Origin of the sequence: Pseudomonas agarici, from assembly GCF_001543125.1 — a bacterium.
GTDB lineage: Bacteria > Pseudomonadota > Gammaproteobacteria > Pseudomonadales > Pseudomonadaceae > Aquipseudomonas > Aquipseudomonas agarici.
In genome coordinates, this window is record NZ_CP014135.1 from 2850945 (window position 1) to 2873653 (window position 22709).

Genomic DNA, 22709 nt, shown 5'->3' on the forward strand with positions numbered 1-22709 from the left:
GTTTGAGCACGGGCTCGCCACACTGGCTCAGCACCTTTGTTGGCCCCCCTGTGCGGCGCAAAAGCCAGTCTGTCGCACCATTTGAAACACTGACCTCGACCGGGAGCCGAAAGTTGCGACCAATGTGGCGAGCGGGCCTAAGATCGTTCCTCACTGACAGGCATTGAACACCGAGCCACTTTTTTCAGCCGGCCCTGTCCGGTTCGTCGGTATCGAAAAACAACGCCTGGGCCATGCCCTTATCGAGAATCCGGGCACGGTGGATATCCAGTGTCAATTGCGCTCGGCCACCCTGCCCGGCCTCGATCTTCGCCGCCGCCTGCTGGCGAGCCGTGGCCTGGGCCTTGCGACCCAGGTAACGTTGCGCGAGGGTCTTCAGATGCGCGCTGACAAACTCCGTATCGACCGTGGTGGCCGCCGGATAATGAAAATGCGCATACCACAGGGGGCTGCCGTCCTTATTACTGATCACATACTCTTGCAGAAAGCCGCCCTGGCGCTGCGCCTGTCGCCCGCCGGCGCGGTGAATATCCACCTGGTCCTGTTCTTGCAAATACTGCAAACGTGCCAGCCGCGGCGCATTGCTCTTGATCGCGGCGATACGCGCCTTACGCCCTTCGGCAACCAGGCGAGTGGCTTCCTGGCGCAGGGAGTCCTTGAGTGCCTGGGCGGTTTTCACCGACGCGGATGCCCCACTGCCGTCATTGAGTACCTGTTGGATGTCGTTCGCCAGGGTATTGAGTGTCTGCCCTTTGAGTTCCAGGATACCTTGCAGATCGCGGGGATCCTTGGACGTGCCGGTCAACGCGGTGACTTGGAGAATCAAGGCCTTGACGCCATCGAGTTCAGCTTGCGCCTGAGTCACCAGTCGGGATAGGCCAACGTTACGCCGGCTCGCTGGGGCGGGCGCCGGCTTGGGCTTGACCTCCTCCCAAAAAGTATCTCCGGCATGCTCCTTGTTCTCCTTGAAGGCCGACACCAGTGCGCCGTTGGGATCGGTGATCTCGACGATTTCATCCTCCTGCTCGGGCGTGCGTTCGCGTATCCGGCCAACATAAACCTCGCGATTGCGCGTGCGGATAAACTTCTTCCGCCTGCCACCAACCGCCGGACCAGGTCTGGGCGCGGGTTCGGGTTCAACCGGTTCGGCCTCGTCCCATAACCCGGAAAGACTGCTCAACGCACCGTCGCGCAGCTGCGCCAACAGCTCGGATAAGCGGCGGGCATATTCAAGCAGACGCTGGCCCGGCATCAGCGTCTTGAGGTAATCGAGCAGGTCGCGGGTCTCGTCGTAGCGACCGATTGCCGTCAGCAAGGCGTCAATCCGGTCCTGGCGCGGATCCTCGGCACTCAGGCGATTGATAGTGTTGGTTACGTATCGGGTCTGCTCGGCACTGTGCTTGATGGCCGCGAATATCTGATCATCCAGTTGCAAGGTGATCTGCAAGGGCAACTCGTCCAGGGTCAAAGCCAGTAGGGTCGGTAGTTGCACTGCCTGCCAGTCCAGCGGTGTAAACGGCTCTATCACTGCCTGTTGCAGGGCATCGGCTTGCGCCGCCCCCCCTTCGGGAATCGCTCGCAACTCATCGAGCGCGGCGTATTCCTTGGTACTCCAGAGGATCTGCTTGTCGGTGATCTCGACATTGTTCTTCAGGTTGGCAACGACCTGGGCATAGCGGGCATCGGTGTTGCCGGCAATCATTTCGCCGATCTCTTGAGCACTCAGGCTGCCTTCGCGGCCCACCGTCAGGGATACGTTCAACAACGTCCGGCAATTGCGCACGCTGTCCGCCAAGGCCGCCACCAGCATCTGCGGCTTGGGCACCACCTGGCGATTGTCATTGAGTTCTTTGACAAGGCCGACTTTCTCTTCGAGGACCACCTGCAAATCCTCCAGCTTGCCCAGGTATTCGCGGCGTTTGTCACTGCGTTGGCGATCGCTGAAGTTTTTCGCGGTCTTGCCCTCGCTCATGGTTTCCAGGCGCTTGCGCAGCGTTTCAGCTTCGCCGATCAGACTACCGATACGTGCCGACGCTTGGCTGATTTGCCCATGCAACGCGGTGGCGCGGTCGCGCAGTTTGCGTTGCAGGCGCGCCTGCACGGTTTCGCGACCGCTGCCTCCACGCAGGCGCAAGCGCAGGTCCAGGCGCCAGCGATCTTGTCCGTCCCGGTCCAGAAAGGGTCCTGGAGCTCCCATGGCATCGACCACACGGGGACCGTCGTCGCTCCATGCAACCCGATACAGAACGTTCTCGATCAGTACGTGCCAACCCTTGTCCTGAGCATCGCCAAGATGCACCAGGCCCTTATTCGGACCACTTGCAGAGACCGCACCGAGACTCTCCAGCCGCACAGGCGTCTCGAAGACCTTGACGCTGAACTTTTCCAACGCTAGACGCGAGGCCGCCGACAGGGCACGACGCGGATTCGACCAGGACAGGTCGAAAGGCATCTGGGGCCAATCATCGGCGGTCAAAGGCGAGGTGATCCGCTCCAGCCGCACCTCGCCCTCGGTCGCCAGCGGCACCCGCTTATCCGCCCGCTCCGGCGGTGCTTCACGCCCGCCCGCTATCACCTCGTGTAACAGCAGTGCCGCCAGGTTGCTCAGCATATCGGCCCAGGCCTGGGCCCGGGCTTCCTCGTCGTCGCCCAACAACCCCGGCAGATCCTGGCGAACCCCTCGGTAGAGCAGAATCAGCCAGCCGGCCTGGGTCAAGGGACCGCTGGCGAACATCAACCATGAACTGAACAGTTGCCAACCGCTGTCCTTCAAGCGCGCCCAGCGTTTTTCCGCGTTCGATAACAACTGTACATCGGCCTGTTGAATGACGGCATTGATGCAGGCATGAAACAGATGATGGATATAGCCCTCTGTCGCTTCCTCGCCGCCCAAGGTGGCCGGGGCCGGTAGTGCCGGCACCGGCGCGGCTTCATCGCCTGGCAATAGCGCACCGATATGAGGTTGGCGGAAACCGCCGTTGGCATACACGGCGACTCTATGGCTATCGAGCCAAGCCAGCACGCTGTCCTGCAAGGCTCCGGGCTTTGCGATCGCCGCCAGCAGCGCCGACCGGCTGGCATATTCGCTCAGGGGCGGATCGAACAGTGGCCGGTACAGCACATGCGGCCCCTGGGCAAAGTCCCTGGGTTCGATAAGAAACATCCCTGTCACTTTGTCCGGGCTCGCCTCGGGACTGGCCCGGAAGGCCAGGGGCCGGAGCACGATCGGCAAACCGTCGACCTCGCGTTCATGGGCATCGAACGCCAATATCGCCTTGACCCACCGGTAGCCCCGCTCGGTGACTCCCTGCTCGCCACGGAGCTTGAGTTCCAGTGCCGTCAGGGGCAACTGGGCACGAATCTGACGAAAAAAGCGCTGCTGGCGCTCCAGCGCATAACGGTTATCGGCCAATAGCCGCTGGCGCAAGTAAGCCGGGTAACGAGCACCAATATCCACGGCGTTGACCAGTTCCACCAGATAGTCGGCCGTCATCCAGTCCGGCGGCAGGCTATCATCCGCGAGCCGGATATGCATCCGGGTGGCGCCGAAACGAAAATCGTCGAGATTTTCCAGGGCCAGTTCGGGCAGCGTTAGCTGGACTTCCTCGAACTCGCCCAGCACATCCGGCAGCATCGGCTTGCGCCGATATTTCTCCAGCCTGAGCTGGATATCCTGCATGCGGATCTCGGGCATCTGCGGATGCCGTCGCACCATGGCCTCCCTGAGCGCCTGGCGGCTGAAGCTCGACAACGAACTGATGTCGTCGAAAAGAGAGTGCGATGACGACTTGCCCAGCGCCGTGACCAGAGTCGACAGCAGCCCGGCATAGTCGCGCCGGTCGCTATCCGCCGCGTTCAACAACCACAGCGGCGCGGCCTCGCGCACCCGCCTTTGCAGACGAGTGAGTGGCGCGGGCTCAGGCATGACGAACCAGTATTGCGGATCGGTGACATGCTCGATGCGCGCCAGCCAGGACTGGCCAGCGCCGTCACTCACGCCACTCGGTAGCCGTTCCAGCGACTGCAACTGATTTTCCAGCAAGGCGCCGGCCAGGTTGTCGAAAACATTCATTTGTGAAGGGATCAGCTCCAGTCGACCGGGATCCGCCAGTTGGCCACGCAATAGCGTCCAAAGCTCATCGATGTGCCCCAGGCGTCGCACATCCTGACCTGGGCGCAGCAGGAAATAGGCAAAGGTTTGCGTCGACAACTGGCGGGCGAAAACCACCGCGACCGGCGTGACACCGAATGGTTCTCGCCGTCCCCTGGCATAGAGCAGATAGGCAACCAGGGCTTGCTTGCCCAGCAAACTGTCGCGTGTCGGCTGGTCTTCGCTGACCAGCGCCTTGGGTAGCAACTGGTTAGCCTGGAACGCCTGGCTATTGGGCAGGCGTCCGGCACCGTACATTGACACAAACAACAGGTTCGACAGCGCCGCGCAACGGCTGGGAATCTGCGGCGAGTGCCGATCCCAACCGGGCACCCAGGCGTCCGATCCTGGCACCTTGCCCGCCCATTCGGGCACCGGCTCATTCCAGAACGCGACCAGTCGTGTCTTGAACACTTCGAGCAAGGCATCGCCCCAACTGTTGATCGTCGCGCCCAGCCGCTGCAGGTTCACCGCAGCAACGGGAACATCCGCCGACGAGCCGGGTGTCCGGCTCACCAACAGCAAACCGGGACCGTCATAGCGCGGGCTCCAGCCCTCGCTGAAGCGCCGCAACAACACCTCGGACAACGCGCTATAGCGGTAGCTGGAGTCCAACTGCCGCTCCCCCAGCCAGAGGGTGTCAGCCAGGGTCCGCTGTCCCTGGACCCGCAGGTTGGGAACATGCTGGTCCAATGCCGCCTGAACCAGCGATTGCACCACCGACGACAAAGTCGGTCGCGCGGCGAACAAGGCGCGGGCAGTGTTGCGGTACTGTTGCAGTGAAGTCTCCAGCGAGGTCATGGGGCCACAATCCTTTAAAAGAGGGAAAGCGGCCAGTTGACAAGACCCCGCCAACTCTCGGGCGGTAGTGGAGTATCGCGTCAGCCGAGGCGATCAGCCGGGAAAAAATGCTGTTGCGCCTCGGCCAGATCGATTCGACTGCGATAGATCTGCAACGCCAGGCTGGCACTGCCGCCCTGCCCCGTCTGGATCTTCTTGAAGGCCCTCTCCTGCTCCAGTGACTGATACTTGCCGCCGAGCTTACGCTGCTCGGCAGTTTTCAGATGGGCGGCCTCGAAGGCCGTGTCCAGTGCCTTCACACTCGCATAGTGAAAGTGCGCGTACCACAGCGGCTTATCGTCCTTATCGAGCAGCGCATACTCCTGCAGGAAGTCATGCTTGCCAAGCAGGGTCCGCGCACCCTCCTTACGAACGCTCACCTCGCCCAACACCAACAGGTAGTCGATACGCGGCATTTCCGGTGGGTTAGCCTTGATCGCGGCGATACGGGCGCGTTGCCCGGCCGCCAGCAACCGCGGTGCGGCCTCGCGCAACTGGCGCACCACCGCCTGGGCATTTCTGACCCGATCCGGGTTGCGCGGCGGCGTTTGCGCCACGGCCAGGAGCTTGTCGATCTCGCTGGCCTGCTGTTCCATCGCCTCGGCTTGCAGACGCAGGATGTCCTCCTGAGCCCGGGGCGCATTGGAACGCACGGCCTGCTTCATGACCCGCTCGATCGCCGAGGATTCGTCGTTGAGCAACTGGCGCGCGCTGGACACTCGCGTTTCCAAGCCGACCCGAGGTTTGACCAGCACCGGCTTGCCGGGTACTGCCGGAGCGACGACCGCTTCCCAGAGTCCATCGGTGGTATTTTGCCGGAAGGTCTCGATCACCCGCCCATAGGCATCGCTGACCTCCACGGTCTCCTCGCCATCCGCCGAGGCCGGCGCCTTGACCTCACCGGACAACAACTGCTGGTGGCGCGTGCGGATGACTTTTCTGCGGCTCTTTGCGGTCGATGGACCGGCAACCGACTCGGGCGGCAGCTCCCAGTCGTCGATACCCAGCAACCGACGCAGATCCTCGCCGGTGTCCTGCGCAATGGCGGTCAGCGACGCGATCACCCGATCCAGTTTCTCCGTGGGCAGACCACGACTGACCAGCGTCGCCAAATAGAATTCGAACTTTTCCCGCAGATCGGCGGATTGTTCGACCACCGACTCCAGCAGCTCGATACGCTCGCCGGACGATAGATTGCCCTCCACTATGGCATCGAGAGAAGAGTAATAAGACACATGCAAGCGCTCGAACTGATCCCAGATCGCGTCGAACATCTCTTGGCCGAGCACCTCGGGCGACATTTCGCCCAGGGCAAAACGGTTCTTCAACTGCGCAATCTTGCAGGCACGGACTTCCACCTCGATAGAGCCCCAGCCAACGGTGGCAATCACTTTCTGGTAATTCTCGCGACCGTCGCGTATCTGCCTCAATTGATTGAGCCAATCCCGTTGCTGCAAGGCCCAGCCGAGCGATTGGTCCGTGGCGGCGGCATCGCGCTCCCATTCGGCCTGTATCGACACGGGGTCCAGTTGCTCTTCAGGTTGATGGGAAATGACCGAGTGTGGCTGCTCAAATCTTTCCATCAACCAGGTCTGGTGGGCATGGAGCAAGGTCTGCAGTTCAATCACCCCATTTTCCAGGGCATTGATCTGAAAGGGCCGCACCACCTTGGTCAGCCGGTGATCGGCCATCAGCCTCCGGCTCAACTCCAGTTGTCGGCCATAGTTCTGCAAATTGGCCTCCAGCGAGGTGGTCATCTCGCCGAGCAGTTCGGTACGCCGCTCATAGGTCACCCGCTTGGCCGTCTCGCCTTCAGTCGCCAGTTTCCAACGCGCGACACTCCTTTTGATCGACGGTTCGCTCAGCTTGATCTGCCGATTGAGTTCCACCAGTTCCGCACGCTCCTCGATGACAGTTTGCGAGCCGCCAGCCGGGGCCCGCTTAGGCGGGCTGCCTCCGCGCAAACGCATGTCCAGGCTCCAGCGTCCTTGCTCATCGCTACGCACCCAGGGACCGGCGTTGCCGTGAACGTCGACGATTCTGACGCCGTCCGCCTCGGCTTCCCAGGCCACCTCGTAAAGATCACCGAGGATCAATGCACACCATTTGCCCTTGCCGGCGTCCTCGATATGGACCAACCCCCGCGCCACTCCCGAGTCCGCCACCCGCCCCAGTTCGGCCAGCGCCGATACCGGCTGGTCGAACGCCCGCAGACGATAAGGGCGAACGCGCCTCATCAGTGCCTCCGGGACGGGCCACCCCGACAGGGACCACGCACTCAGTTCGGCACGGGGCAGGTCGGGCACGCGGGCGATGGTTGGCGCGGGCAACACCGCCACGGAATGCGGTTCCAACGGGCGCAACGGCGGGACCTCAATGTCGCTCGCGGAAGCCGTGGCGCGATAGTGCAGTAGCAGGGCCGCGAGATTGAACAACAGGTCCGCCGCCCCCGCCGACCGTTCCAGCCGATTGTCGCTGTCCAGCGCCCGCAGATCGTCATGACCGATCTCCAGAGTCACCAGCCAGGCAAGCACTTCTACTAGGCGCCCAATATAGGGCAGGAGCCCGGCAAACGGCAGTTGAGTGGTGCTCAACAGCACTTGCCAGGCGCCTGCCTTCCAGTCCGCCCAGCGCTGCTCGGCATTGGACACCGACTGGCGGTCGGCCTGCTCGACCTGGGCCTTGATCATGGAAATGAAGATCGCCGACAGGTACTCCCCCTCGACGGTGTCTACCGCAAGGGTCGCGGGAGCGGGCTTGGGCGGTGGCGGGGCAAACTCGTCACCGCCCAGAAACTGCTGGATATGCGGTGCCTCGAAACCATTATGATCATAACGCGGACGTGCCGTTTCGCTCATCCAGGTCAAGACACTGCGCTGTAAATCGCCAGGCTCGCGGATCGCGGCGAGCAACGCTTGGCTGGTTTCGAATTGGCGCAACGGTTGTTGCAGGAATAACGGGCGGTACAGAATCAACGGCCCACGGCTCATATCCCGTGGGCCGATGAGAAACATCGCCTGTACCCGGTCAGCCTGCCAGTCGGCCTTGGCCTTGAATGCCAGGGGCCGCAGGACGGTTTCCGCACCATCGACCCACCGGCCGGGACCTGCCGGTTGAACCACGGCCTGCACGTAACGAAAGCCGTCGAGGCTAAACCCCAATTCGCCCCTGATCTTCAATTCCATGGCCTGTAGAGGCAAGCGAGCCCGCCACTGCGCGGCGAACAGGGCTTCCTGGCGCTTGGCCTCGTCGACGTCGCTGATCAACTTCGCCTTGAGCAGGTCTGGATAGGCTTGGCCGATATCGGCCCGCGTCACCAGGCCACGCAGGTAATCTGGATTCATCCAGTCCGGTACGGGCTGCGCCAAGCCACGCGCTTGGAGGCGAATACGCATGCCGGTATGGCGCATGCCACCCAGGTTGGCCAACGCCAGTTCCACCAAGGTCATGTCGACCGCGACCGTCACCTGTGCCTGCTGCGGGTCGAGGGTCTGGGTGGCGGAATAATCGAGCTTGTCGATATTGAGTCTGACCGTATTCGGATCGATGGCGACGGCCGGATGGTCCTCGTGCATCAGCTCCTGCAATCGCCGAGCGGCAAACTCGTTGAGGGTGCCGATGTCTTCGAGGAAGTACCGGCCGGCGGACTCACACTGCTGGCGCGCCAGTCCAGCGAGCAACTGACTGTAGCTTGCACGATCGGCAATGGAGGCATCCAACAACCAGCCCGGCAGCGATGCACTGGTCACTCCAAGCGCAGCCGGGCCGCAGCGCTCCTGTCTGAGCACCTGGAAACGCCCGGCATCGTAGGACCTCGCGGGCAGGGCGAACCAACGACCCGGATCGGTGATGTCGTCCACCCAGCGCTGAAGATGGCTTCTGCTCTGCAAGTCCCCCGCAGGCAGTGCGCTCAATGCCTGTAGTTGATATTCCAGCAAGCCTTTGGTCAGGCTGTCGCCGATCACCTCGGCGGGCTCGTTCCAGCGCCAGACCAGCGACTGCCTGATTTCCAGGCTACGCCCGACCGTCCGGTTACCGATCAGCATCGCAACCAGCTCGGCAGTGTCCAGCTTGCCCGGACGCAGGCCACCTTCGGCCGGCTGAAAATACAGTGGATAGGCCAATGGCTGTAAATTCTCGTCATACCGCAGGAAGTCGATTACCGGGAACAACTCCGGGTAGCGCCGTCCCTGGGCATCCACGCTGAAGACCCGTGTCTCGAAGGCACGAATATCCAGGGGGCGGCTTTCGCCGTTGGCATCCGTGGGCGAATGCCCCATGTAAAATGGCAGGCGGCTCAGGTCGGGAAGCCCTCGCCGGCCTGGCGTCTGCCCGGCCACGAGCAAGCGCCCGATCGCTACCGCGAGCCGCGCCCACCGACTTGGCCCGTGCCCTTGTGGCGATTGATTCCAGTACTCGATGAGTTGCTGCTTCAGATTCTCCAGCAGTGACCGCGCAGCCGCCTGGTCCAGGCGCTTGAGCAGGCCGTCGAGATCAATCGCCAGGGGCTTTCGCGCCACCGGTGGCGGGTCGCGCCAAAGCAGATTGTGGGCATCCCCACGCAAGCTCCTGGAAGCCCCCCAAACGGGGGCCCGTAGGGCAAAACGCTCAAGCATGACCTCACTGAGGCTATAGTAACTATGCCCGGCCGGGGCACCGTCGATGCCTTGGGCCAATACCCAATAGGGTACCGCCAGACGAACCCGCTCGGCTGACAAGTCGAATGCACCATAGTGCTCGTCCAACACCTCCTGAACCAGCGGTGTCGCGACTGCGAGCAAAGTAGGAGGGTCGGCGAACAGTGCTTTGGCGACTGAAGTCGGGTCCATTGATTGACTATCCGCGACTGGCGACTGCGTTGACATGGTTGGCGTCCTCGTTCGAATGATGGGAACGAGTCGTTACCTGGCGCATCGGTTCGCCGGCCACGACTCCCCAAGGATTCAACCCTGGCGACAGAAATCGTGTGCGGTAGCCCGATAATCCCTGTAGCGGTACCGGGCTATACGCGGGCTAGTGGCCTGTACGGTGAGTTCGTTAGTTCAAGCTCGGATGGATGGGCGATATCCGTAACGGCAGAAAAACATACGTTTCACTGACCGAAGCGCTGCCATTGCATCTCATGCAAACGACTGAGTGCTCGGCGAAACGGGAAGGCCAGATAACCTTCGGTGTACAGCTCATTCAGCGCTACCTGGGCACCGATATAGAGTGGCACCTTGCGGTCGTAACACTCGTCCACCAGGGCAATGAAGCGTCGCACGCTATCGTCGTGCATCGACAGCGGCGGCAGCTCGCGATCCCCAGTAGCGACGCGCTGTGCTGCGTCCTCGGTGCCACGGGCGATACGTCCGGGACGCTGACGGGCACTGAGCACCGGCACCTCGATCAGGAAAATCGCCGTGTAACGATCACACAACGCCATGAAATCCATGGCCGCCAGGGGCTGCTCGCACAACTCGCCATAGCGGCAGCACAGCACGGTAGGCGAGGCTCGCACCACCGTCAGGGTCCGATGGCCGATGGCAACCGATGCACCGCTGACTGGCTGCCCAACCGTTAACCTCTTGAACGTTTCGATCAGCTCGGTCGATTGCCCCTTGGGTACGACCCAATAGCGCTGTACCCCGGTACCCGGATGCAAACGATGATCCTCGCCACCATCGACATCCACCACCTCCATGTGCCGTTCGATGGCGGCAATTGCCGGCACAAAGCGCTCGCGATTGAAACCATCGGCATAGAGCTGTTGCGGCGGCTGGTTGGAGGTAGCGACGATGACCACGCCCTCATCGAACATCCCCTGGAACAGACGCCCGAGGATAATCGCATCGCCAATATCGCTGACGAACAGCTCATCGAAACACAGCACCCGGACCTCTCCGGCCAGCTCACGGGCCAGGGCCCGCAACGGATCGGCGATACCGCTGAGCTGGAACGAACGCTGGTGAACCCAGCTCATAAAGTGATGAAAGTGTTGGCGCCGCGACGGCACGCGCAGGGTCTGGTAGAACCGATCCATCAGCCAGGTCTTGCCGCGCCCGACCGGCCCCCAGAGATAGACCCCCAGGGGAAACTGCCTCTCATGCAACGCCGCATGGCAACGCTCCAGGGCCTGCACCGCTCGCCATTGGGACGGGTCATGGACAAAACCGTCCCGTTCGACGGCGGCGCGGTAGGCATTCAGGGGGGAATCGGCCGTCATGGCATCTTGCGAGCTCGCAATCAGGGCCGTGCAGTATGCCAGATTGTCCTGGTCGACGCCCTTATGCTCCCCCCGACATCAGCCAGCCCGCGACGCTCAGCAGCAAAAGCCGGGCGAACTCCCTGAAGGTCACAGCGTCTATGCTTGACCGTACTGCCTGACTTTCGAGAGGCCTTCGTCATGCGCAAACTCCTCGGCCTCGGCCTGCTGTTCCTGACCCTCGGTGCCTGCGCGCTGTTCCCTGACCGCGACCCGCTGAATATCAATGTGGTCGGCATCGAACCGCTGCCCAGTCAGGACATGGAGGTACGCTTCGCCGTGACTCTGCGCCTGCAGAACCCCAATGAAAACGCCATCGACTACAACGGCGTGGCCCTCGACCTTGAGGTCAACGGCCGCCCGCTGGCCTCCGGTGTCAGCAATCAGCAGGGCTCGATCCAGCGTTTCTCCGAAGCGACGCTGACGGTGCCGATCAGTGTCTCGGCGTTTTCCGTGCTGCGCCAGACCCTCGGCCTGAGCCAGACACAGAACCTCGACAACCTGCCCTACGTCCTGCGCGGCAAGCTAGCCGGCGGGCTGTTCGGCACGATGCGTTTCGTCGAGCGCGGTCAGCTGAACCTGGCGGGCCCCAACGCCGGCACCTGGTGAGCCGCCGCCCCGGGTGAGATCAACGATTTTAGCGAACCGTTCGGCGAAAAACCGCAGCCGAACTGATATGCATTTGCCATCTGCTGTTCTCGGCAAGCACCAGGGAAGGTTAGAATGGAGCAAATAGGAAAGAGTCAATGACAGAACCTATCCTCTCCGAAGCCGAGTACGATGCGATCACCGATGCCGCCGCGCATTGGTGTATGCGGCTGCATGAGCAGGATTGCACGGCGGCCGAGCGCATGCATTTCGAGGCTTGGCTCAAGGCTGATCCGCTGCATGCCGTCGAATACGAGGCGATGGTGGAGATCTGGGACCTCGCCGATCACCTGCCACCTCACCCCAAGGCCGAAGTTATCCCCTTGCCTGCCAGGCGCCGTGGTGGGTCGCGTTATGCTGTCGCTGCCGTCAGCCTGTTGGCGATTCCGCTGGCTGGCTATATCGGCTGGAATCTCGGTTGGCTGCCCAGTAGCTATCAGAGCTTCGAGACCGGCGACCAGCTCAAGCACGTCACGCTGGCCGATGGCAGCCATGTGGAATTGAACCTCGATACCCAGCTTACCTACAGCAATTACAAGGATCAACGACGGGTCACGCTGAAAAAGGGCGAAGCCTTTTTCGAGGTCAGCCATAACATCGAACATCCCTTCGTAGTGAAGGCCGCCAACGGCCAGATCAGTGTCACCGGGACCCAATTCAACGTCTGGATGTACGACAACCAGGTACGTGTAACCCTGCTTCAGGGCTCGGTATTGGTCAGTAGCGATACCCGCCAGCCCGGCGGCTATCTCCTCGATCCCGGTATGCAGGCTCACTACAAAGCCGGCGACTACGAGCCGCAGATCAACCAGACCTACGCCAACGACGCTTCCCTGGCCTGGCGCAACGGCAAGCTGATCCTCGATAACCTGAGCCTGAGCGATGCCCTGCCGCTGATCAATCGTTACCTGAGCAGCCCGGTATTGCTGGCGGACCCGGCCACCGGCGCGATCCGCATTGGCGGGATCTACAGCACCGGGGAAGTCGAGAAGCTGGTCACCTCACTGCCCAAGGTCCTGCCGGTCTACCTGACCCAGAACAAGGACGGCAATCCAGTCGTCAATTCGATTCCCCGGGACAAGCCCCGGAGCTGATTGCAATGCCGCTCACTTAAGAACGATCTGAAGTCGGGCTTGCCCACTCGCCACAGACCGCGTCACGCTATTCCCGCGCCAGCTTTCCGTCCTGCGGCACGCCAGTATGCATCTCGCTGATCACCTGCAACCGATACTGCTTGTCGGCTTTGATCTGCTGCTCGGTAAACGGCAAGACGCTCCAGGCCTTCTTCGAGAACGCTTCGGTCTGATCGCGAAAATGTGCCGAAGCCGGGTCGCTGGACAATGAGAACGCCAGCAATCCCTGGGCTTGCGGGCCATTTTCATCGAAGCTGACCACTTGCAGGTAGCTAGTGCCGCTGACCACCTCGCGCTTGCCGCCTTCGCCTGGAACACTCTGGATCGCGTTGTATACCCCCAGCGTGGCCGGCCCACCGTGCACCGGCACTGGCTGCCCGCCCTGACTGACCTGCTGGATATCGCCCCATTGCATATCGGCCTTCAGCCCCGCCTGGTTCACACTCTCGACCGACGCCAACATCGCCGCGCGCACGGCCTTGGCCACTTCGCTCCGGTCGATGTCCAGCCCGCGCGGGGTGCGCTGCGGATCGGTCGGATCGAACTTGACCCGCCAGATATCGCCCCCCTCGAACAACTGCCCCATGATATTTTGGAAATGCACAAAACCCAGGCCACTGTGCAGATTGGCATGCTGGTCCCAGCTCTTCAGGCTGGCGCACAGCGGCGCCAATGCCGCCGCGTCCGCGCCCAGCTCGGCAGTACAGAATTGCAGCAGATCCGGTAGCACCTGGCCGGCGAGGTAAACCTGGTCATCCATCACCATCCGTTGCAGATCCTCGACCTTGACCGAACCGGGCTGGTTCAGACGCGCCAGTTGCTCAAGGGCAAATCGGGCACGCAGACCCAGAGGCTGGCCGTCGCGGCTGATCACCGGCGAAAAGCCCTTGAGCGGCGCTGCCGGGTTGACCAGCCAGGCCGAGTCATTGGAGTTCTGCACATAATCACCGCGCTCAAGTTGCGGTAACTGGTCCGCCGGAAAAATCCCCTTCTGTGCGGCAGTCGCGGCCACGCTCCAGGCACAGCCACGGCGCGAACCATCGAGCACGATCAGTTCGGTGCCGGCCTTAGGATCACTGCACTCGCGCAACTTGCCGGCATCCACATATGGCACCACCGACAGGTTCATGTACAGCGCCAGACCCTGGTCATCCACCGCCAGGGTATTGACCCAGGGAATTCCCTGGATCTCATGCACTGCAGTCTGCAACGCCTTGAGACTGTCGGCCCGGTTCATCGCGTACCACTGCTGCAGCACGCGATCGTTGTCCTGGTTGGCGTCACGCAGGCTGAAGGCGACCTGATGGTTCCAGTCGAGTTTACCGGGCCATTGCACCACCGGCCCGAATACTGAGCTGTAGACCACTCGGGAGACGGCCTTGCGGTGGCCATCCGGCTGCGTGATCTGGACGGTCACCGAGTGCTTTTCCATGGGTGTGGATTGCCCATCCAACAGATAACGGGTCGGGTCCTTGGGATCGAGTTGCAGCCGATACAGGGTGAAGTGCTTGGAGGTGTCGACCGTGTGGGTCCAGGCCAAGTGCTGGCTGAAACCGATATTGATCAGCGGCAGCCCTGGCAACGCGGCACCCATCACATCGAGTTCGCCGGGAATGGTCAGGTGCATCTGATAGAAACGCATGCCGCCAATCCACGGAAAATGCGGGTTGCCGAGCAACAGGCCACGGCCGTTGAATGAGCGCTCGCGCCCGATTGCCACGCCGTTGCTGCCGCGATCCAGGGCGAACCGCTGCATACGCTCGGCGGCCAATCGGAACGGCGCCGACGGAAGTTGGGCGGTCTGCTCGGGCGGTGCCGCCGCCACTAGGGCTTCGGCGAATTGGCCAATACCGCCCTCGACCAGCAAGCGTCGGGTCAGCTTGACTGAGTCCAGCACGGTGATCGGCCGCATCCAGGCCCCTTGGCACTGCGTCGGCAAGCCTTGAGCCCGGCGCTCACGTAACTGACGATTATAACCGGCCACATACCCCTCGACCCGCTGCTTGATCTGCGGGGTCTGTGCCTGCCAGAACGCCAAGACCGCCGCCGGCGTGTTGAGCCAGTTGAAAAATAGGTCGCTGGTGAGGTTTTCCGTTTGCTCCACCGTCAACGCCTGGGGGCCGAAATACTTCGAGCGCTCGCCATTGACCGTGACAATCTCGTTGGCCAACAGACACAGGTTGTCCTGGGCATAGGCATAGCCGATGCCATAACCCAAGCTACGCTCGTCGCTCGCCAGAATGTGCGGGACACCGAAGGTGGTCCGACGGATATCGGCACTCAGCTCGCCGTTTAAGGGTCGCGCATGGACGCCCAGGCTCAGGCCGATTAACAACGCTGCCAGGCAGCACCTGGAAAATGGCTGAAAAGTGATCACGCGCACTCCTGATAAAATAATCCAATACCAGGCGGCGCGGGACATGGCAGCGAACGGGCGCCCGGCAAAAACCGGCGCCTACGAAAAAAAGCAGCCGATGCCTGCCCATACAGACGAATGTCACCCCCGGAATTTAGTCGCTCGCACGGCTCAAGACCAGCCTCTTGACATGTCTGCGACCTGATATCGACAAATTTTCTACATGCTGGGCTTCATGATTTATCCGTCTCGTTCGTATTAATAGGCGAGAGCAGACATCACTTTCCTGATCAGGCTCTGAAAAGGAGTTTTTGCATGTACGACCAGCACAGGCCAACGGACGGTATTTCCTTGCAACGCGATCCTACCTACAGCTCGGGCGCCATGTTTGCCAAACCTGCCGAGCGCAATGGCAACGAGCGTATTCGCCAACTACTCAAGCACTTCGGCTTGCGCACCAGCCTGGTCCGCCTGAAGGTAATCGATGCCCTGCTCGACGCCAGCGCCCCCCCGTGTCGCCTGGGCGTGCGTGGCGTCCACAGTCACCTGCTGGAGCTGGACATTCCGTTGTCCTTCCTCAGCGTGCGCGAAGTGCTCAAGCGCTTGTGCAGCGACGGTGTCGTGGTGCTCAACGCGGACAAGAGCTACAGCCTGCACCCCGATGCGCTGACGGCGCTGCAACGGCAGGATTGACCGGTCAGGGCTTGACCTTGCGCCGCATCACGCCGTTGATGATCACCACGACCACCGCCACGCCGATGGCGATGTACTGAAACAGCTTCTCGCTGATCACCCCCGTGTTCTGCAGGTAAGTGAGGCCGAACATGATCCCCAATACCACTAGGACGATCAGAATCGAGTACTTCAAACGTTGTGCCTGGGTCATTGCATACATCCTGAAAAAAGCCTGGAACGGAGAAATGTATCGGGTTTGTATCGGCATTCATGCCAAGCGCTTACAGCGCTCGCCGAATAGGCCGCGCCAAACGCAGTCTTATGATACAACCAGCGAGGGTTTCTGCTTCCTGGCTCTAACCATGAGGATGTATCCATGTTTCGTCGAATCACACTGCTGATTCCTGTGTTACTCATGTTGTCCATGAGCGGTTGCATCATATTTCCCCACGGCGGCGGTGGCTGGCATGACCATCGGCATTATGGAGGCGGCCCAGGTTACTACCGTCGCTGATATCCACGGGTGAGCCGTTCGGCTCACCCGTTCTAGAAATCGCGCTTGTAGAAGATATCCAGCGAACTCGCCACGCCACTCGCCGCCTCCAGGTACACCCGCTTGCTCAGCAGGTAGCGCAAGGCAATCGTGTTGGCCGGCTCGAACACTCCCACCCCGTAGCGCAGGCTCAGTTTCTCGGTGATCTTGCCGCTGGCCACCACCGCTGTATTGACGCCGCTGCCCTGGCTATCCAGCTCGAAATCCTGGATACCGAGGTTTTTCGCCAGATCGGAGGTCACCGACGAACTGCCCATCAGGCCCAACCCTAACGCGGCCTGGGCCAGCATATTGTTGTCTTCCCCGGTAGTGCTCAATGGCCGTCCCAGCACCAGGTAAGACAACGCCTGTTCCTGGCTCATTGCCGGTTCCGAGAAAATCTGCGTGGTCGGTTGTTCGGCGCTGCCACTCAGGCGAATCCCGGCCACCACATCGTCGGTCTGGCGAATCGCCTCGATATCCAGATACGGCTGGTCCACCGGGCCGGTAAACAGCAGGCGCGCGCGGCGAATGGTCAGGCGCTGGCCGTAGGCCCGATAACGCCCATCGTTGAGTCGCAGTTCGCCACGGGTGTCGAGATTGTCGCCGATATGCACCTGTCCCTGCAGATTCGCAGTGAGGCCAAAGCCACTGAAGCTCAGGGTGTCCTGGCCGACCACGACATCGACATCCATAGCGATGGCCAACGGCGCCTTGCCCTCCTCGGTTTGGTGCCCGACGATCACGGTGTCATCCGAGACCTTTACCGTCGAAGGCGGCAACTCGCGCACGGTGATCTGGCCCTTGGGCACCATGACCTTGCCGGCGATCGCCAACTTATCGCCCTGCATCGAAATTTTCAGGTCCGGGGCAACTTCCAGTGCCGCGTAGGGCTCGACGGTCACAGGCAATTGCGCGCCTTTGACCGCGATATCCACCTGCAGCGCGTCAGCCCAGCCGATATGCCCGGCCAGACTGCCCTGCCCCGATTCGCCCCCCTTCCAGGTGCCGTTAAGCTGCACGTTCTCACCGGCAATCTGCGCCTGAATCTGCAGGTCGCTGATGGTGGTCGGCAGTTCCGGCCCCGAAATCTCGCCACCATTGAGGCTCAAGTTACCGTTGACCTGCGGCGCCAGCAGACCACCGGACAGGCGGCCACTGCCGTCCAGGCGCCCGGCCAGCTTCTCGACCATCGGCACGAATGGTCGGATCACGGTGAGGTCGAGACCGCTGAGGCGGAAATCGCCGCTCAGGGGTTTACTCTTCGCCAGTGGATTGATCTGCGCCTGGAGGGTCAGCTCACCCAGCTTGCCGCCGCGAAAGTCCAGGCGGGTATCGACGCGCCGGGGCGTCAGGTCGCTGGTCAACCTGAGGGTTTGATAGGGGAAGTCCAGCCACTGGCGGCGCTTCTCGCGGATACGCAAGGTGCCACCGCTGGCGTCGATCACGATCTGGCCTTTTGGCCCACTGCTCGGCAGGTCCAGTTGCAGATCGGCATTGAGCCGGCCCTGCCAGGCGAAATCCCGAGGCATCCACTGCGCAAGGCTTTCCAGCGGAAATTGCTTGAGGTGGTAGCGCAACTTGGGCTCGGGTATCAAGCGCTGGTCCTCGCCGCACAGGCTGGCGTCGCCGGACAACCAACAATGGGCACCGAAGGTCAGCCGGCCATCCGCCAGCCGCTCCAGCTTCGCCGGGCTCTGCAGTTTCCAATCCTGGCCGCCGGTGCGTACATCGCCCGAGGCCAGGCGACCGCGCCAGTTGCCCCGGTCCAACGTACCATCCAGGCCCAGGGCCAATGTCAACAGGGGTCCTTGCAGATCCAGTTGCACCTGTTGGCGCTGGAGATCGCCCTGGCCGTTGACCAACAGGTCGCCCAGATCGGTTTCGCCGAGTTTGATCACTCTGCCTTTCAGTTCGATGCGGGCGCGCTGGGCGTTGTCGAGGTTCGCCTCAAGACCCAGACTCTGCAGATGATTATCCGCAAACGCCAGTTGCTGCCCTTGTAGACTGACCTTGCCCTGAGGGGCCTTGAGGCTGCCGGAGAGATCGGCCCGGCCCTTGAGTTGTCCGCGCAATTGCGGCCAGAGCTGGCCGAGACGCGGCATATTCAGTTCGAGCTGTCCAGCCAGGCGTTGGCGCAGGCTGCCATTGCCGCTGATGCGGTTGTCACCCAGGCGAACCTCCAGGGCACTGAGATCCCACTGCTCGCCGGTCCCCGCCGCTTTGGCCTGGAACACCGCCGGTTGCCCACGCAGCCTGCCCTTGAGATCGAGATGGGCGTCCAGGTTGAGTTGCTCGTTCTTGAACTGCCCCTTGCTGCGCAACGGTCCGGCCAGGGTGCCGGGCAGCTCCGCGACCCAGTATGCCGGGTTGATCGCACTCAGATCCAGCGCGGTATCCCAGGCCACACCGTCGGCAAACTGTAATTTAAGGTAACCGCTGGCCTTACCCTGCCCCGCCGTCAGTTCAAATTGCGGCAGGGCGATCTGCCGCAGGTCGCCGCTGAACGGGCTGAGCAGGCTGAAGCGGCCTGCCGGGCCGTCGAGATCGGCCTTGAAATTGCCCAGGTAGTTGCCGTCGGTGTAGTGCACTTCACCGATAAAGGTCCGCGCCTTGACCGCCGGCTCGTCGATCTGCGGGTACAGCCGATGCCAGGGAAAATCCAGCCAGTCGACAGTGGCGTCGGCCCTTAAGCCCTGGCGCCAGTCCAGTTGCCCGCTGACTTTCAGGCGCTGGTCGGCACTGGCCGTCAGGTCCAGGGCGCTGATCTGCGCCCCATTGGCATCGACCCGGCCTTGCAGCGCGAGGTCGATCGGCCCCTGCTCGGCCGGCAGGGTCGCCCCGCCCCGCAACTGGTAACCGTTTTTCAGGTCGCCATTGCCGGTCAACTCAAGTTGATTGAGTTGCAGGGTGTCCGGCAGATCGGCGCTGACCTTGAAGCCGTCGGCGGCGATCTTCACCCGTGCCGGCAGGTTCTGCGCAAGGGCCTGCACTTCTCCCGTCAGTTGACCTTGCAGATAACCGCTGCTGTCGGCCTTGAGCTGCAGGGTCTTGAGCAAGTCGCCCTGCACATCCAACGCCAGCGACCACGGCGCGCCACCGGGCGCCGGCAGCAGCAGCTTGCCGCGTACCGCTAACGGCCAGTCGCCAGTGGGTTGCAACAGCCCGGACAGTTCCAAGCTCAGGTCATCGCGTTGCAGATGCACACTGTCGATCTGCAAACCGGCGTGCGTCCAGTGCGCCGCCAGTTGCAGCGCCCTGAACTGCTCGCTGCCGTCCAACAGGAAACTGCCGATACGCACCTGCTCCAGGCGAATCGCCACGGGCAACTTCAGCTCTGGCAAGGTCATCGGCCCGCTGCTGGCCTCAGCGCTCGGCGCAATATGCAGCTCGACCCGTTCGACATCCAGTTGCTCGATGCACAGGTTCAAACGTGCCAGGCATGACAACGACCAGTCGAAGCGCGGCTCAAGCAGCTCGACCTTGCTGCCGTTTTGCTGCCAGAGCAGATGATCGGCCCGCCATTGCCCGCCGAGACGACCCTGAAAATTCTCCACGCTCAAGCCCGGTATTTGCGCCAGCGCCCAGCGGCTGCCAGCCTGGGTGCCCAGCACCGCTCCCAGCACCGCCGCCACGAACAGCACTACCGCGAGGATCACCAGACCCGAGATTTTCAAACCACGCTTCACAACTCAGGCCCCATTGAAAAATGCAAACGAATACCGCCGGGATCATCCAACGCATGGGCCAGGTCGAGACGGATCGGTCCGACCGGCGATACCCAACGCACGCCAATACCGACGCCGGTCGTCAGGCTGGGAAAGTCCAGGCTGTTGAACGAATTGCCCTGGTCGACAAAGGTCGCGACCCGCCACTTGTCGGCCACGGAGTATTGGTACTCAAGGCTACCAGCCACCATGTAGCGACCACCGATCCGGTCGCCATCGGAGTTTTCCGGGGACAAGGTCTGGTAGTCATAACCGCGCACGCTCTGGTCGCCACCGGCAAAGAAGCGTAAGGACGGCGGCACCGACTTGTAGCCGTTAGTGGCGCTGCCGCCCACTTGCACACGTCCGAGGAAGCGGTGCTTGTCCCAGACGGTCGTCAGCCCCTTGACCAAGGCGGTGCTATACAGCAGGTTGTTGTCCGACCCCAGGCCCTCCTTGGCGACTTTGGCATCGAACTGCAAGCGATAGCCGTTGTGTGGATCGATACGGTTATCACTGCGCAGGTACGAGTAGCTGACACCCGGCATTAGCAAAGTACTCAGGCCCGAGTCATCGCCCAGGCGATATTCCTCGCGCTGCCATTTCAGCGAGATCACCCGCTGCCAACCGCTGGGTAGCATGCTGTGCCATTCCGGGCCGACCGTGAGCAGCTTGCTCAGACTGTCGGTGTTGGCCAGTTCTTCATACTGATAACCGGCGGCCCAACGCAGCTTGTCGGTCAGCGGCGGGTCCAGCGGATGATCATACCAAATGCCGACGTTCTGCCGCGGCGCGGAGATTTCGCTTTCGATCCCGTAGCTGTCGCCCTCGCCATTGACCCAGTGCCGGGTCCAGTTGGCCTTGCCCCGTGGTCCGACGTCGGTCGAATAGCCAAGGCCCAGGCCCATGGTACGCGGCTTGCGGGTCAGCAACTGGACGTCCACCGGAATCACTTGGGCCGTAGCGGCAGTCGGCGCGGCATCCACCCGCACCCCTTCGAAATAACCGCTCGATTGCAGGGCCTGGTTGAGTTCGGCGATCAGTTCGGAGTCGTATGGGGTATCGGGCTTGAACGGCACCATGCGTTGCAGCAGGTCATCGTCGAACGGCGTGTCACCGGCAAAATGTACCTTGCCCAGGGCATAGCGCGGGCCGCTGTCGTAAACCAGTTCGATATCGGCGACACCGGCCTGCGGGTCAACCGAGAGTTTCTGCGCGGTAAAGCGCCCGCTGAAGAAGCCGTAGCGCGAAGCCTGGTTCTGGATCAGGCGCTTGGCGTCTTCGTAATGACCATGATTGAGCACGGCACCGGGCTTGAGCGTATCGCTCTTGGGCACCCGGAAGGTCTTCAGCCTGGCGGCCGGCCCCTCGATGCGCACGGTCACATTACGCAGGCGCACCGGTTCTCCGGGGTCGATGGTGAGGATCAGGCGCGGCGTCTTGCCTCCCTCGACCTCGCTTTCTATTTGCGGCTGGTAGTAACCCAGCGCCTGAGCGGCTTTTCGCGCCTGCTCCTCGGCCCCCCGGCTGAAGCGTTCGAGCCCGCGCTCGCCGCGATTGCCGAGGCTACCGATATAACCTTGCACATTGGACTTCAACTCATCGTTGGCCGGTTTGACCCGAACATCGAGTTCACTTTGTGCCAGCGCCGCCATGCTGCACAAAAGCGCAAGCAGGCCGCTGGTGAATCTTCCTGAAAACGTCATAAGCGCGGATGCTACCACGGGCTGGAGACCGTCATAGAACCTCGGTGGACGTTAAAAGTTCGACCCTCAAGCCATTGCTGTTTGTAACACCTTCGGGTTGGCGTGATAGAACACATGCTCCAGGATCGGTCCTACCGCCACTTCGCCGATCTCCTCATAGCCCTGACGCTTGTAGAACGCCAGGTGACGCAGGTTACCGGTATCGAGGACAACACCTTCGGAATGTTCGTCCTCGGCACACCAGTTATGCACTGCGGTCAGCAGTTGCTCGCCGTAATGCCGGCCCTGGAACTGCGGATGAATCCCCAGCAGCGGCAACACGTGGACTGCGGTGGAAGGCACGCAAGCCATCACCGCTTGATGATAATCCAGATAGCGCCGAGTGCACTTGAACCCCGTGCAGAGCAGCATGCGCAGGCGCCAGGCCCAGCTCTCGGTAATCCCCAGGCGGCGTTGCGGTGGCGCGATCAGGGCGATACCGATCAGGCGGTCGTTGACCAGCAGCCCGATGGCTGGCAGTTCCTGGAAAAAGTGCTGCTTGACCAGTTCCCGTACCGTGGCCCGGACCCGTTGTTCGTAACCTGGGCGTTCGGACTCGAACAGGTAGCCGAAGGTGGGTTCGTGACGATACGCGTGATACAGCAACGAACGCGCTTCGCGTGAATAACCGCTGCCCAGCAGGTGAATCTGGGCGACGGTGTCTGGAGTGTCGGGCATG

General features: G+C 61.9%; 11 protein-coding genes. 3 read left to right on the forward strand and 8 right to left on the reverse strand.

All coding sequences use genetic code 11. From position 1 onward, the window contains the following. Positions 1–184 precede the first annotated feature (184 nt). The 3 genes from AWM79_RS12630 to zapE form a co-directional block, all read right to left on the reverse strand. Positions 185–4951 (reverse strand): dermonecrotic toxin domain-containing protein, encoded by a 4767-nt coding sequence (locus AWM79_RS12630; RefSeq protein ID WP_060782997.1) that lies wholly within the window; start codon positions 4949–4951, stop codon positions 185–187. Between the two features lie 80 nt (positions 4952–5031). After that, positions 5032–9819 (reverse strand): hypothetical protein, encoded by a 4788-nt coding sequence (locus AWM79_RS12635; RefSeq protein ID WP_060782998.1) that lies wholly within the window; start codon positions 9817–9819, stop codon positions 5032–5034. 263 nt (positions 9820–10082) lie between these two features. Next, positions 10083–11195: a cell division protein ZapE gene (gene zapE / locus AWM79_RS12640; protein WP_060782999.1), complete on the reverse strand. Its 1113-nt coding sequence runs from the start codon at positions 11193–11195 to the stop codon at positions 10083–10085. 180 nt (positions 11196–11375) lie between these two features. Here zapE and AWM79_RS12645 point away from each other — a divergent pair, with 180 nt between their 5' ends. Next, a complete protein-coding gene (locus tag AWM79_RS12645) occupies positions 11376–11843 on the forward strand; it encodes an LEA/WHy family protein (protein WP_017132043.1) in 468 nt (155 codons plus the stop codon). 137 nt (positions 11844–11980) lie between these two features. Further along, positions 11981–12976, forward strand: a complete 996-nt coding sequence (locus AWM79_RS12650; protein WP_060783000.1) for a FecR family protein — start codon at positions 11981–11983, stop codon at positions 12974–12976. Positions 12977–13043: 67 nt separating this feature from the next. On the opposite strand, the gene pvdQ is transcribed toward AWM79_RS12650, so the two are convergent. Beyond that, a complete protein-coding gene (pvdQ, locus tag AWM79_RS12655) occupies positions 13044–15392 on the reverse strand; it encodes a bifunctional acylase PvdQ (RefSeq protein ID WP_244159555.1) in 2349 nt (782 codons plus the stop codon). 294 nt (positions 15393–15686) lie between these two features. On the opposite strand from pvdQ, the gene AWM79_RS12660 reads away from it, so the two are divergent. Next, positions 15687–16064: a fe2+ zn2+ uptake regulation protein gene (locus AWM79_RS12660; protein WP_017132047.1), complete on the forward strand. Its 378-nt coding sequence runs from the start codon at positions 15687–15689 to the stop codon at positions 16062–16064. 4 nt (positions 16065–16068) lie between these two features. Here AWM79_RS12660 and AWM79_RS12665 read toward each other — a convergent pair whose 3' ends face one another. The 4 genes from AWM79_RS12665 to AWM79_RS12680 form a co-directional block, all read right to left on the reverse strand. Next, the gene (locus AWM79_RS12665) at positions 16069–16257 is read right to left on the reverse strand and encodes a hypothetical protein (RefSeq protein WP_017132048.1); all 189 of its coding nucleotides are present in this window, start codon (positions 16255–16257) and stop codon (positions 16069–16071) included. A gap of 335 nt (positions 16258–16592) precedes the next feature. Continuing rightward, on the reverse strand, positions 16593–20267 hold the full coding sequence (locus AWM79_RS12670) for a translocation/assembly module TamB domain-containing protein (protein ID WP_060783001.1): 3675 nt from the start codon (positions 20265–20267) through the stop codon (positions 16593–16595). After that, positions 20264–21991: an autotransporter assembly complex protein TamA gene (locus AWM79_RS12675; protein ID WP_060783002.1), complete on the reverse strand. Its 1728-nt coding sequence runs from the start codon at positions 21989–21991 to the stop codon at positions 20264–20266. The genes AWM79_RS12670 and AWM79_RS12675 overlap by 4 nt, the downstream gene beginning before the upstream one ends. Positions 21992–22057: 66 nt before the next feature. Next, positions 22058–22708 carry a GNAT family N-acetyltransferase gene (locus tag AWM79_RS12680; RefSeq protein WP_017132051.1) on the reverse strand — a complete coding sequence of 217 codons (651 nt, stop codon included), beginning with the start codon at positions 22706–22708 and terminating at the stop codon, positions 22058–22060. Position 22709 lies beyond the last annotated feature (1 nt).